Source organism: Flavobacterium sp. (assembly GCF_035292545.1).
GTDB lineage: Bacteria > Bacteroidota > Bacteroidia > Flavobacteriales > Flavobacteriaceae > Flavobacterium.
The window spans coordinates 112,693-124,745 of sequence record NZ_DATDPV010000083.1 but is presented as its reverse complement, the minus strand read 5'-3'; the positions used below and the strand labels follow the sequence as shown (position 1 = coordinate 124,745).

General features: G+C 34.0%; 16 protein-coding genes and 1 tRNA gene. 11 read left to right on the top strand and 6 right to left on the bottom strand.

Features of this window, described 5'->3' with window-relative positions; all coding sequences use genetic code 11:
- Positions 1-411 precede the first annotated feature (411 nt).
- The 9 genes from VI621_RS14750 to VI621_RS14710 all read left to right on the top strand — a co-directional run bounded on the left by VI621_RS14750 (position 412) and on the right by VI621_RS14710 (position 6,835).
- Complete coding sequence (locus VI621_RS14750) at positions 412-1,782, top strand: hypothetical protein (protein ID WP_324219169.1); 1,371 nt, start codon at positions 412-414, stop codon at positions 1,780-1,782.
- A gap of 18 nt (positions 1,783-1,800) precedes the next feature.
- Positions 1,801-2,142: a hypothetical protein gene (locus tag VI621_RS14745; protein WP_324219168.1), complete on the top strand. Its 342-nt coding sequence runs from the start codon at positions 1,801-1,803 to the stop codon at positions 2,140-2,142.
- A 39-nt stretch (positions 2,143-2,181) separates the two neighbouring features.
- Positions 2,182-2,475 carry a hypothetical protein gene (locus VI621_RS14740; RefSeq protein ID WP_324219167.1) on the top strand — a complete coding sequence of 98 codons (294 nt, stop codon included), beginning with the start codon at positions 2,182-2,184 and terminating at the stop codon, positions 2,473-2,475.
- Between the two features lie 5 nt (positions 2,476-2,480).
- Entirely contained in the window at positions 2,481-2,627 is a 147-nt protein-coding gene (locus VI621_RS14735; protein ID WP_324219166.1) for a hypothetical protein, read from the top strand.
- Entirely contained in the window at positions 2,614-3,267 is a 654-nt protein-coding gene (locus VI621_RS14730; RefSeq protein WP_324219165.1) for a hypothetical protein, read from the top strand. The genes VI621_RS14735 and VI621_RS14730 overlap by 14 nt, the downstream gene beginning before the upstream one ends.
- Position 3,268: 1 nt before the next feature.
- Positions 3,269-3,760 carry a hypothetical protein gene (locus VI621_RS14725; protein WP_324219164.1) on the top strand — a complete coding sequence of 164 codons (492 nt, stop codon included), beginning with the start codon at positions 3,269-3,271 and terminating at the stop codon, positions 3,758-3,760.
- 2 nt (positions 3,761-3,762) lie between these two features.
- The gene (locus VI621_RS14720) at positions 3,763-6,075 is read left to right on the top strand and encodes an ArdC family protein (protein WP_324219163.1); all 2,313 of its coding nucleotides are present in this window, start codon (positions 3,763-3,765) and stop codon (positions 6,073-6,075) included.
- Positions 6,076-6,101: 26 nt separating this feature from the next.
- Positions 6,102-6,596: a hypothetical protein gene (locus VI621_RS14715; RefSeq protein ID WP_324219162.1), complete on the top strand. Its 495-nt coding sequence runs from the start codon at positions 6,102-6,104 to the stop codon at positions 6,594-6,596.
- Positions 6,597-6,667: 71 nt separating this feature from the next.
- On the top strand, positions 6,668-6,835 hold the full coding sequence (locus VI621_RS14710; RefSeq protein WP_324219161.1) for a hypothetical protein: 168 nt from the start codon (positions 6,668-6,670) through the stop codon (positions 6,833-6,835).
- A 35-nt stretch (positions 6,836-6,870) separates the two neighbouring features.
- Here the strand turns inward: VI621_RS14710 and VI621_RS14705 are convergent, their stop codons facing one another.
- The 5 genes from VI621_RS14705 to VI621_RS14685 all read right to left on the bottom strand — a co-directional run bounded on the left by VI621_RS14705 (position 6,871) and on the right by VI621_RS14685 (position 9,933).
- Positions 6,871-7,302 (bottom strand): hypothetical protein, encoded by a 432-nt coding sequence (locus VI621_RS14705; RefSeq protein WP_324219160.1) that lies wholly within the window; start codon positions 7,300-7,302, stop codon positions 6,871-6,873.
- Complete coding sequence (locus VI621_RS14700) at positions 7,299-7,835, bottom strand: hypothetical protein (protein ID WP_324219159.1); 537 nt, start codon at positions 7,833-7,835, stop codon at positions 7,299-7,301. The genes VI621_RS14705 and VI621_RS14700 overlap by 4 nt, the downstream gene beginning before the upstream one ends.
- The gene (locus VI621_RS14695; protein WP_324219158.1) at positions 7,822-8,460 is read right to left on the bottom strand and encodes a hypothetical protein; all 639 of its coding nucleotides are present in this window, start codon (positions 8,458-8,460) and stop codon (positions 7,822-7,824) included. Before VI621_RS14695 ends, VI621_RS14700 begins: the two co-directional genes overlap by 14 nt.
- A gap of 114 nt (positions 8,461-8,574) precedes the next feature.
- Positions 8,575-9,792, bottom strand: coding sequence for a tyrosine-type recombinase/integrase (locus VI621_RS14690; protein ID WP_324219157.1), 1,218 nt, complete (start codon positions 9,790-9,792; stop codon positions 8,575-8,577).
- 67 nt (positions 9,793-9,859) lie between these two features.
- Positions 9,860-9,933: transfer RNA gene (locus VI621_RS14685), tRNA-Met, on the bottom strand.
- Between the two features lie 175 nt (positions 9,934-10,108).
- Between VI621_RS14685 and VI621_RS14680 the strand changes: the two genes are divergently transcribed.
- Together VI621_RS14680 and VI621_RS14675 are read left to right on the top strand one after the other, a co-directional pair.
- Positions 10,109-10,498 (top strand): START-like domain-containing protein, encoded by a 390-nt coding sequence (locus VI621_RS14680; RefSeq protein ID WP_324219156.1) that lies wholly within the window; start codon positions 10,109-10,111, stop codon positions 10,496-10,498.
- A 53-nt stretch (positions 10,499-10,551) separates the two neighbouring features.
- Positions 10,552-11,391 (top strand): aminotransferase class IV, encoded by an 840-nt coding sequence (locus VI621_RS14675; protein ID WP_324219155.1) that lies wholly within the window; start codon positions 10,552-10,554, stop codon positions 11,389-11,391.
- Here the strand turns inward: VI621_RS14675 and VI621_RS14670 are convergent.
- On the bottom strand, positions 11,388-11,948 hold the full coding sequence (locus tag VI621_RS14670) for a YqgE/AlgH family protein (protein ID WP_324219154.1): 561 nt from the start codon (positions 11,946-11,948) through the stop codon (positions 11,388-11,390). The two genes, VI621_RS14675 and VI621_RS14670, sit on opposite strands and share 4 nt — an antisense overlap.
- Positions 11,949-12,053 lie beyond the last annotated feature (105 nt).

Genomic DNA, 12,053 nt, shown 5'->3' with positions numbered 1-12,053 from the left:
CTAACTCTAAATCAGGTACTTACAGCAGGAAATACTACTCCTAACCTTATCAATCAGACTGGTGCGGGACAGTCAAATACTACTGATTATAATGGAACCTATATTCAACAAGACGATTATAGTGGCTCTACAATATTAGATAAATATGGATTTTCAAGTGTTAAAAATGATGGTAGGTATGTATATCTAAAACATCAAGATGGACTAGGTATTAGAACAAATACCACTAACAGTTTAGCTAAACTAAGGAGTGACAATTTAACTGGCGGTACAGTTCCTACCTTCCAATTCCCAAATAAAGGGGATGGTACCTTTATACTTGCCACAACAGCAGACGTCCCAGCTTTGCAATTAACTCCTGTTTATTATGATGCAAATATAGGTAGTCGATTAACGCCCACCGACGTTAATATGAACGGATTCAATGTTACTAAATCGTTCGCCGGGGCCCTTGGGTTTACAGCGCAAAATACCAATGCGGTTAGTAATGCAACGGTTTCTTCTTTTACGGCAAAAGGAACAGGAACTCTTTATGAGAAATTGATTAGTTTAAACTACTTTGGAGCAAGTCATTGGATTCCTTACTTAAGAGAAAGTGGTGCGTTGTTTTCAGACAAAAAAATATTTGTTGCAACATCTAATAATAGTGATATTGATTTTAGAACCGGAGTTGGTTTAGATTCTGCGACCTCAAAGTTTAAGATAGTGGGGGCAACAGGTCAACTAGCAATAGGTGTTCTACCAACCTTAGACAATACAGCAGTTGATTTATTAGCGAGGAAAGCTGATGGCAGTTTGGTTAGAGTAGATAAATCTTCATTAACTTCTCCTGTACCAAGTTTACAAGATGTGACAGACATTGGGGCTAGTACGCTTAACACTCTTACAACTATAAGAGGTATAACTAATACATGGACTAATGGTTCGATGTACGTAGGTACTCCTTACGTTAATGACAGTATGAGACAGCTTACATTTAGCACTTCAGGTAATGGTACTACCGTTCCTTCCGCTTTCAATAGTTCTTTAATTGTAAATCCAGAAGATGGAGTTTATTTAAGTTCTACAGGTCCTGTAAGTCAGAGTTCAGTTTTAGGATTAAATCCCGGTTCGATTAATCTGTCCGTTTCCGGTTCCGCACTTTCTTCTGAGCAAAATAATGTATCTATAAATCCATCGTTTACAGACTTCTCACAAAAAATCACTTCTTCGCAAGGTTCTGAGGCAACATTTTTTGAATTTAGCAATAGTACAAATTTCAGCTCTAAAACTACTTTGTCAAATACTGACGATGGACTTCAAATGTTGAAGTTAACCAATAGTGATAATTTTGTAAAAATAGGCTCTGACGTTATAGAATTTCAAGACTATAACACTTTACAAAATGGAGTAAGTATACTTAAGAACTACGACCAAGCTACTGAAACTCAGATCGCAGTTCAGCTTCCAAAAGAATCAGGAACATTAGCACTTGAAAAACCTTATAAAGTTTATACCGCCTTGCTAACGCAATCAGGAACGAGTGCGCCTACTGCTATAATTTTGGAAAACACTTTTGGAGTGGTCCCCACTTTTACCTACGAAGGAGTCGGTCAGTATTCGGTGACGCTAAACGGTGGATTTATTACGGATAAAACTTGGCAAATGATAAGCTCTAATAATATCGGTTCTCAGGATAAATTAGAAATATATGATAACGGTGATGATTCTGTTTGGATAGATACCGTAACAAGTAATGGAAAACTTAATAAAACGCCAATAGAAATCAGAGTATATAATTAACCTTTAAAAGAAAAATAAATGTATAAATTTTTAAACTTAATACTTGGCACAAGTGACGTGCCTACGTATATGGCGGGTCTTGTTTTCGCGTTAATTGGCTTAGCCTTTTACTTCAAAAGTAAAGTAGCAAAAAGAAACAAACAATCCGCTGCTACCCCCTATCGGTTTTCTTGGAAGTTTTTTACACAGGATAACCTTGTAGAAATGGCGTTTTCGTTATTGGCAATTTTCTTGGCACTTCGGTTTAGTGTTGAATACGCAGGAGTTGAAGTAACAATGATTTACTCATTTGTTATCGGTTTCTCTTTACCTAAATTCATTGGATGGCTGTATAGTATACAAGGAAAAGCAAGAAAGTAGTTGTCTGGATGTCTAATTTAACCAAATAAACCAATCACCATGCCATTAGAAATAATGTTAAACTACCTCTTAGGTTCCACAACGTTAGTGTCAATTTACATTGCTTGGAGTTCCCGAAAGTCCGAAATCAAAAAAGCGGAAGCGTCAGCACTCGAAAATATCCAGTCCGTTTATGACAAATTTACGGATCAGACCGAAAAGCGATTTGAACAGATGCAAAAAACAATTGACAAGCAAACGATAGTAATAAAAGAAAATAGGGATGAAATAAAATTACTAAATGATAATCTTTTTGACTATCAAAAAAAATGTAAAATGTGCGCTAACAAATAAAAAAAATGAAAAAACTACTTCAAACAACAATCATCATTTATACCTATCACATAGGCGTTGTCATCATTGGATTACCTGATTTTATTTTTCATTTAATCGAAAAAGAACCAACCACACAACAACGTATAAACATGCGCCATGAGTACATTTAAAACAAACATTTGGCGCAACGTAGCGGGAATAGTTGCAATTATTGTGATTATTCTTTGTTTTATGTTGTTTTCAAATTTCGCCAATACTGCCCGTTTGAAGAGCAATGTTAAGGCGTTAACTACCGAAAACGCGACCTACAAAAACAAACTGGGAACTGAAACCACCCGAAACGAAAGGTTGGTTATGACCGTTGGAGAATTGAAACAAAATGTTATCAATAAAGATGAAAAAATAAAAGTTTTAACCAAAGGTTTTGCAAAAGTAAACACCATTGTTACCACCAAAACCACAACTACAATTCCAGGAATGACAATTCCATTTGAAAAACCTGTTCCTTGCAATTTCGTCCGTGAAGGTGCGATATTCAGGGACTGGTTTTCGATGGGTTATAAAGTGGATAGTACCGGAATTACTTTTAAACCAACGGTAATACATGGTGAACAAATTTCGATTACCGGTTTTAAAAGAAAATGGCTTTTAGGAAAACAAACCGCCGTTACAGAAGTTACCAATATCAATCCATTTACCAAAACAGTAGATGTAAAAAGTTACGAAACCACCGTTCCAAAAAAATGGTATGACAGCAAATTACTTTGGCTGTCTGCTGGATTAATCACCGGAGCATTAATAATAAACTAACATGAAACCAGTCGTAAAAAATTTACTGATCGCCGGAACAATTGCTTTTGTCGGCTTCGCGCTTATCGCCGCTGAAAAAGCCATCAATTTGAAAGCCATTTTTGACCAAATGACAATAAAACCAAATTCTTTACCGAAGAAATTTAAGTTTTATAATCCAAACAGTCTGGGCATTCCTCAAACGGTGAGTTTTGCAATCGACATTCTGTTGACTAACCCAACTGGGGAAGATTTTGCCGTTTCCGGATATGTGGCCACCTTAAAAAGAGTGAACGTATTTTACCAGGGGAATTTCCTCGGAACCGCAAACGTAAATATTGACGAAGTTTCCGTATTAAGTCACAATACACTGATATTGCATGATATAGTTGTAGAAGTAGCTTCCGGAAATATATTAACCAATTTATCAGCCATCACAAACTTAAGCATGAATGATTTGGTATTTACCGGAATCATAGAAGTTTTAGGTAACGAATATGAAATAAGCAATTAAGTATGAAATCAATTGAAGCATTTAACGGGTTGCATGGTGCGAGAGTATCACGAGAAACCATAATAGAACTTATTGCAAAAGCAAAACGAGACGAACAATTTCAGGTCGTAGAAAGACTGGAAGCGGTTTTATCTTCCTATCCTGATGCTAAAAAATTCGATTGGGAAAATACAGAGCCTGCTTTTGAAGTTGTGCCGGAAAGTATGTTGCACGGTTTGGATTACGAAGAAAGTCAGGACGATGCTACGGGGCTTGCAAAACCCGTTTCGCCTAATGAAGTGTATCAAATGATTACGGATAAAGTGCTTAAAATGATTGCGGTGGCAAACAAAAAGGACTACAAACGAAAATGGGAAGTGAAGGGCTATACCATACCTTTTAATTTTGTTTCAAAAAAACGATACCGAGGGATAAACAATATCATGTTGACCGAAATGGATATTTTAGACAATCCATTTTTCTTAACATTTGCGCAAGTTCAGCAATTAAAAGGAAAAGTTAAAAAAGGCACTCAAGGTTATGAGGTGGTTTATTTTTCAAATATTTACGAAGCGCATAACACCGACAAAACCAAAAAAACAAGTTCATTCGACATCAAAAAAGTAATGGATTTTGCGACTGAAAACGATATTAAACATAGTGAAATTTCAAGGTTTCCATTGCTAAAATATTACAATGTTTTTAACGGTGCAGACATCGAGGGAATTGATTTTGATTTAGATAATTTCAAAATTGGTTTTGTTCAAAATGATGTTGTAGCCAATCAAAAAAACAAATTGCCAATTCCCGAAGCAGTTATAAAAAATTATCCTGCAAAACAACCAAAGATTGAGTTTGGCGGTTCAAAAGCGTTTTACTCACCGGATAGCGATTTAGTAAAATTACCAGTCGTAGAAAAATTTGAAACTATTCAGGATTATTACCGTACCATGTTTCATGAACTTTCACACAGTACCGGGCACAAGTCAAGATTAGACCGTTTAGAAAGTACCGATCACCAAACATCACAATACGCCTTTGAAGAATTGACAGCCGAAATCGGAGCCATTTTTTTAAGTGCTGAATCAGGTATCGTTTGGCATTCAAATAAAAATCATGCGGGTTATCTAAAAGGATGGAATGAAGCCTTAACGGAAATTGAAAACGATAACAAGTTTGTAATGAAAGCGGCAACACAAGCGCAAAAAACAGCAGATTTTGTTTTGCAATTCGATGAAAAAGGCGATCCGTTGTACTTCAAAGACATCACGGAATTGAAGCCGGAACTAATGAAAAATGAGAAAGCAAAAAAAGTGGTTGCAAAGAAAAAGCCTGTTAAAAAGGTAACTACAAAAAAAGATTTGCAAAAAGCGGTTGCAGCTGTTAAAAAAACAGTTGTCAATAAAACAGTTGTCAATAAAACAGCAAAAAAGAAAAAACCAACTGTAAAAGTTGAAGCCGTTAAACCGCAAATTGTAAACCCAGTAACTAAGCAAATTGCATTATTTGGAGCAAAAAATGGTTTAAAAAATCCAGTTATCGAAAATATTCCTGCTGAAGCACAGCCGGAACCAACCGCACCAATGATAACAGAAAATCTAATACCCGGCTCATTAGCTTTTAATCGTGCGCGACCTAAAAAAGAGTATGAATATTACAATATTGAAGATGCCGAAATAGCTGATTTTCTTGGAAATGTAGAGAAAAAAAACAAAGAAAGTGTAGTCATTACATTGGCAGGTGGTCAAGGTTCCATGAAAACAAGAATGTTATTCAAAATGATGAATGCGTTTGCGCAAAATTACAAATGTGGCCATGCTTCTATTGAGGAACACCCGGAAAGTGCGTTGTACAATTCAAAAGTAGATCAGTATTTGAATGATAAAGCGATGCACAATATTACGGCTCCTGAAATTTCAACCGTTACCGATTTGCACAACCTTATTTCGCAAAATGATGTGGTCTTAATTGATAGTTTCCCAAAGTTGCAGGAAATGTGCAAAGGTTTTGAAGTTGACAAAGATTTGAGAAAAAAATATGACGGTAAATTATTCATTATCATATTCCAGTTAACCACCGACGGCAAAATGCGTGGCGGTTCTAAATCACAGTTCGACGGCGATATTATTTTGCTTACCGAATCATTCCCGGACTACAAAGAAAATTTTGTAAAAGCGAACAAAAACCGGTACCAAAATAAAAGTCTGGATGATTTGAAATTCAATATTTATCAGGGAAAAATCATAAAACCGGAACCCGAAAATTTATCTAGTATAATTACTCCAGTACAGCCTCTTTCACCCATTAAGTTTTCATTTAATACAGTAGAAAATTAATTAAGATGGTAAAAAAAGCAAATTCAATGTTGAAAACATTAGAAAAACATCCTGACTATATAATGTATGATACGATAACGGGGATTTTCAAAGGAAATGCAGTTTCATATAATAATGTTTATATGGAAAAAACCACCAATCCCAATCCTTATGGACTTGAAACATTTCAGAACTTAGAGGGAAGCGGGTATTTAATTAATATGACTGAACCATTACAAACAATCAAAAACCAAAAAACCATGCCAACAAAAAAAGTACCCGCAAAAAAGCGCACGATCACCGCAAAGAAACTTTGCAGTAAAGTAATCCGTAGAGAGGGATTAAAAATTGACGGAACCCTAAAAAAAGGCTACCATTACACACCGGGCGGCAAAGTGGTAAAAGCGGCACCCGCAAAAAAGAAAGTCGTTACGAAAAAACCAGTCGCAAAGAAACCAGTTGCAAAAAAGAAACCAACAGCCAAAAAGAAAGTTGCAAAGAAAAAGAAAGTTGCAAAGAAAAAGTTTTTAGGAATTTTCTAAAATCAACTTATAAGTTAATTTAAGCCACTCGATTGAGTGGTTTTTTTTTATTTATATTTGATAAAAAAACAATGGAAATAGATTTACCAAAAAATATGGTTATTACCGAAGTTACAATAATTGCCGACGGTGAGATAATTCAAAAATTTGAAACATTGGAAGAATATAATTTATCCGTTGAAATAGAACGGAAAAGAATAAATGAAATTCCAAAAATAAAGTATGATTTTAAGTCTTAAACCACTCTTTTGAGTGGTTTTCTATTTTGGTTTATTTATTCTTTATTTTTCCCCAATAAATTTACTTCTTTAACCGCTTCAATAACTTTTGGAGGTACTGCCTGAGGCATATTTGGGATTTGCTTTGAAATATATGCAAAAGTATAATTATCGGTACTGCATGCTTGAGCTTTGTGAGTTCCGGTATGGTTAATTAACGAAATTTTGGGAGCTCTTTTTGTTTCAATAGCAACGACTAAATTTTCTCCCTCTACCTTATCGTGCAGCTCCAAACTTGAATGAGTATTATGTTTGGGCTCCTTCGGATCTAACTCCTTGGTTATAACAGCCTCACTATTTCTATAACATTTATATACAAAACATTTACCTACATTTCTTATTGCCATGTAGGATGAAGGTTGAATTTTTCTAGAAACTATATCAGCCGCTAAGCATTCAATTGAAGTATTGTCTTGGAATAACTTCATTCGCTGATATTATATTTTACTTGTTCATAAACTACTAATAGATTATCCACTTTTTCAAGCGGTATAGAAAACATTTCAGCGACTTCGTCACTTGAGTATATTCTGTTTTTGAGTTTTTGAGTTATTGCCATTGCAATATCAAACTCTTCTGTAGAAAAATTATCATTAACCTTAATCAAATACCGGTCTTCGTGAGTTTCTAGTTCGTAGTCAAATTCAGCTTCGTCAATTAATTCCTGATTGTATTGCATAGTCAATTGCAAATAATCTATTTTTTTGTATAAATTCTCAATTGCAGTTACATATAAATTCTCCTTCATTTCTGTTATATGGAAATCTGAAAGCCATTTTCTTACTGGAGGAGATATTATTCCTGAAACACAATTATAAATATTATCTTCATATACGGCAACGACAAAAGTACCCTTATATATAGTACTAGAGTCACCTAGTTTTTTATACTGGGAATTAAACGGCATGGAGGTTAATGCCTCCATTTCAATAAAACGAGATGTATCTTTAATCGAATGCATCGACAATCTTTTTAGTTTCTAAAGTATAGTCTTCAATTTCTTGTAATACTTCTATGATTTGTGCCTTACTCTTTTGCTCTTTCAAAAGGTCAACATGAAAATTAAAAGTAAACGTTAAAATTTCGTCTTCTACAGTTGTACCAACCTTGACAACCTTAGCAGGCTTAATATCTAATTTTAAACGTGCCTTACCAAAATTTTTGCTTATGTAGTAACCGTAACTGGTGTCAGCTCCATCAAAAAACTTATTAATCAATAAGTTGCTATTAAAGAAATACTTCTTTGATAATTCTCGTGTATTTTCTCTGGTAAAATTAAACCACTGTATATTTACGCCTACACCAGTAGCTTCAAAATCATCACTACATTCAAGAATTCTTCTAGCAACATTTTCTATGTCACCCTCTGCATCTGGCTTCAATTCAGTAAGTATAAATTGTCCTGCAGCTATCTGTACAGAATAATTAGGAGTTATAGTCAAACTAAATTCATTACTGAATTGACTAGTCTCTAAAATATCACCTTCATTAAAAATATTATTTTTCAAGAAAAAATATTTATCAAATTTAGACGGCATCATGCCCCCAATAATAACAACGTTCCTGACCGTTAAGGCAATTTCCATATTCTTTACTATCTATTAAATAAAATTCGCACAAATGTAATTTAAATTACTAAGGGATATACTAAATTAAGAATAAAAATAAAACAAAAAACATTTGTTGTAAATAATTTAATCTTATATCTTTTTTATATAGTCCGAATAATCTGCAGGCAATTCCGCATCAATATCTCGTAAATATTTTTCTAACGCTGTCATGGTTGTGTGTCCCGTAATTAACATCAATTTGCTTTTAGCTTGAAAAGGTGTGCTGCCTTTTATAAACTCCTTGTATAATTTGGTGATAAAAGTATGTCTGAAACTATAAAATCCGTAATCTTTTCCAAGTCCTAAGCTTGTTTTTACTTTTTTAAAGCGATCTCCAAAGTAACCTCGTTTGTCCGTTTCGTTTGTGGTCCAGTCAAAACCGATTCCGCTAGGAGTAAATAAAAAGCTTTCAGGCTCTAATTTATCCAGAATGGGTATTTTATTCAATAAAATTTCAGGAATGATTTTGGTCTTTACGGGCTTGTTCTTTGCTCGCACATAAATAAGTCTGTCTTTTATATTAATGTCTTTAATTCTCAATCGAACTACTTCAATTGGGCGTAAATGATTATAACAGATAAACTGGATGAACAAAAGTAAAAGTTTGTCGTTTTCTGTTAAGTATTCAAGAATGTCTTTTTCTTGTTTGGTACTGTATGTCTTATTCCTTTCGGGTGTAGATTTTAGAACATTGATTTTTTTTACAAAATTGTCTGTAATGATATCGTTATCTTCTAAAGCTTGAAAAAACATTGATAAATTAGATCTGGTATTATTTCGGTTTTTAGCACTTGTCTTTGATAGAACTTCATTCAAATAAGTCATCACCGCTTTTTTGTTAACTGTTGTGATGTATCTGTTTTCAAACCCATTTTGCAAAAGCCATCTTTCAAAAGATGCCGTTCTTACCCTGTAATCCCGATAACTGTTTTCTTTCAGAGAACTTTCCTTTAAATTAAGTACAAATTTAAAAGCATCAGGAATATTGTATTTCTTTAAATCGCTAATAAAATCGTTATCATCATATGGATTATAACCGTTTTCCAAGATGGTTGCCACCGCATTACGAAGAATTTTAATTGCTGCGTTGCGTTCTCGGAGTGTTTTAAATTGATTTACGCCTGAATAAATAGGGGGTTGTCGCTCTAATTTGTCAGTTTTTGGGTTGCGAAAGGAGAAATAAACGTACCAACGTATAGTTAAATCGCCATTTGCATCGTAGATTTTAGGCTGGGAAAATTTCTTCTTATAACTCAAATCGTATGCGTTAGCGTATTCATTTGACAAAAGTTGTCTGATTTTAGACATAAAAAAAGCGGTTTTAAATTGCTCTAAAACCGCATAAAATCTACATTTTTTTAATTTTTTAACCTAGTAGCGAGGACGGGAGTTGAACCCGTGACCTCAGGGTTATGAATCCTGCGCTCTAACCGACTGAGCTACCTCGCCATTTTTACGGTTATCCGACATCCTTGAATGCGGGTGCAAATATAAAACTTAAATCATAGGTTGCAAATATATATGGAGAAAAAATTTTATTTTTTATAAAGGCTTTTTTATTCATTTATTATTCTATATATTTCACAAATATTCTATATATTTCACAAAAAAATAATCGTTACCCATGGATAAAATCAAATATGAATTAGAGTTTCCTTTAAACTCATCCCCTCAATTGTTGTTTCAATACATATCAACGCCGTCAGGCTTGTCAGAATGGTTTGCCGATAATGTAAACTCAAGGGGTGAATTCTTTACTTTTATTTGGGATGGTTCAGAAGAAAAAGCAAGACTCTCTTCAAAGAAAACGGGAGAAAAAGTAAAATTCAGATGGATTGATGATAATAATAAAGACACCGATTTTTATTTTGAACTTCGTATTTTAGAAGACGAAATCACAAAAGACGTATCCTTAATGGTTACAGATTATGCCATAGAAGGCGATTTAGACGAAGCAAGACTCCTTTGGGAAAATCAAATATCCGACCTGAAACATGTGATTGGTTCTGTATAGATTTTGGTTATTAAAACTTATATTTGCCCTGAATTTAATTCAGGGCTTTTTTTATGATTAATTTTAATGGAACCATACAGTCTTCAGACGCCAATTTATTAGTTAACAATCGTGCTTTCCTTTATGGTGACGGTGTTTTTGAAACGGTAAAGATTATCGACAACAAAATTCTTTTTCTCGAAGATCATTATTTTAGATTAATGTCTTCGATGCGGGTCGTTCGAATGGAAATTCCTATGAACTTTACCATGGAATACTTTGAAGAGCAAATTTTATCTTTGGCGAAAGCCAATAATTTTTCCGCTTCAGCAAGAGCAAGAATTACGGTTTACAGGAATGATGGCGGTTATTACTTACCTCACGAGAATACGATTTCATTCTTGATTCATACAACTTCGTTGGAAAACACATTATATTTAATAGACAAAATAGCGTACGAAGTAGATTTATACAAAGATTTCTATGTGACAAAACAATTGCTTTCATCCATAAAAACTACCAATAAAATCATCAATATTACCGGAAGTATTTTTGCCCATGAAAATGGATTGGATAATTGTTTATTACTAAATGACAGCAAAAACGTAATTGAAGCATTACAAGGCAATATTTTCATGCTGTTGGATGGAAAACTAATAACTCCTCCCGTTTCAGAAGGCTGCCTGAATGGTGTAATGCGGAAGCAAATTATAGTATTAGCCAAAAAAATAGCAAATTTGGAAGTAGTTGAAGAACCAATATCTCCGTTTGATCTTCAAAAAGCAGATGAATTATTTATTACCAATGTTATCAAAGGGATTCAGCCTATTACGAAATATCGTAAAAAGGAATACGGAAGTGATTTAGCAAATGATTTGCTAATCAGATTAAATGCTCAGGTTAGGCTAGGTTAATTCAATAGTGGATTTTCTGGTGCATTAGACCAAATCAAATAATCGCCGCCCAATTCTACTATTTTTTCTTTCCAAAAATCGGCAGTTGATTGTCCTATAATTTTATTCTGATAGATGTTTTCGGCAATAATCCAGGAATTTGATTGCATTTCGCTTTCTAATTGTTCGGCATCCCAACCGGTATATCCCAAGAAAAAGCGAATATTATCCTCCTTAATTTTTCCCTCATTGATGAGGTCTTTAGTCAATTCAAAATCACCGCCCCAATAAATACCGTTTGAAATTTCGATACTATTTGTAATAAGTTCAGGGATATTGTGAATGAAATAAAGATTATCTTGCTCTATCGGACCACCATTATAAATTTTGAACGATGCATCGATTTCAGGAATTAAGTCGTTGATGGTGTATTTTAAAGGCTTGTTAATGATAAAACCGATGGATCCATCGCTGTTATGGTCTGCCAATAAAATAACCGATCTGTTAAATGATAAATCACCAATTATGGAAGGTTCTGCAACTAGCAGATGACCTTTTTTTAGTTTTTCTGAAATCATTTTGGATAGTATTTTAATTAAATTTAGCAAAAAAAACTATTACCTCCCAAATATAATCGATAATAGTATAAAAAAAGCCTTCCAAGTGGAAGGCTTCATTTTATA

Coding starts and splice junctions, on each gene's coding strand:
- VI621_RS14750 (WP_324219169.1), top strand. CDS start 412: ATGAACGGATTCAATGTTACTAAATCGTTCGCCGGGGCCCTTGGGTTT.
- VI621_RS14745 (WP_324219168.1), top strand. CDS start 1,801: ATGTATAAATTTTTAAACTTAATACTTGGCACAAGTGACGTGCCTACG.
- VI621_RS14740 (WP_324219167.1), top strand. CDS start 2,182: ATGCCATTAGAAATAATGTTAAACTACCTCTTAGGTTCCACAACGTTA.
- VI621_RS14735 (WP_324219166.1), top strand. CDS start 2,481: ATGAAAAAACTACTTCAAACAACAATCATCATTTATACCTATCACATA.
- VI621_RS14730 (WP_324219165.1), top strand. CDS start 2,614: ATGAGTACATTTAAAACAAACATTTGGCGCAACGTAGCGGGAATAGTT.
- VI621_RS14725 (WP_324219164.1), top strand. CDS start 3,269: ATGAAACCAGTCGTAAAAAATTTACTGATCGCCGGAACAATTGCTTTT.
- VI621_RS14720 (WP_324219163.1), top strand. CDS start 3,763: ATGAAATCAATTGAAGCATTTAACGGGTTGCATGGTGCGAGAGTATCA.
- VI621_RS14715 (WP_324219162.1), top strand. CDS start 6,102: ATGTTGAAAACATTAGAAAAACATCCTGACTATATAATGTATGATACG.
- VI621_RS14710 (WP_324219161.1), top strand. CDS start 6,668: ATGGAAATAGATTTACCAAAAAATATGGTTATTACCGAAGTTACAATA.
- VI621_RS14705 (WP_324219160.1), bottom strand. CDS start 7,302: ATGAAGTTATTCCAAGACAATACTTCAATTGAATGCTTAGCGGCTGAT.
- VI621_RS14700 (WP_324219159.1), bottom strand. CDS start 7,835: ATGCATTCGATTAAAGATACATCTCGTTTTATTGAAATGGAGGCATTA.
- VI621_RS14695 (WP_324219158.1), bottom strand. CDS start 8,460: ATGGAAATTGCCTTAACGGTCAGGAACGTTGTTATTATTGGGGGCATG.
- VI621_RS14690 (WP_324219157.1), bottom strand. CDS start 9,792: ATGTCTAAAATCAGACAACTTTTGTCAAATGAATACGCTAACGCATAC.
- VI621_RS14680 (WP_324219156.1), top strand. CDS start 10,109: ATGGATAAAATCAAATATGAATTAGAGTTTCCTTTAAACTCATCCCCT.
- VI621_RS14675 (WP_324219155.1), top strand. CDS start 10,552: ATGATTAATTTTAATGGAACCATACAGTCTTCAGACGCCAATTTATTA.
- VI621_RS14670 (WP_324219154.1), bottom strand. CDS start 11,948: ATGATTTCAGAAAAACTAAAAAAAGGTCATCTGCTAGTTGCAGAACCT.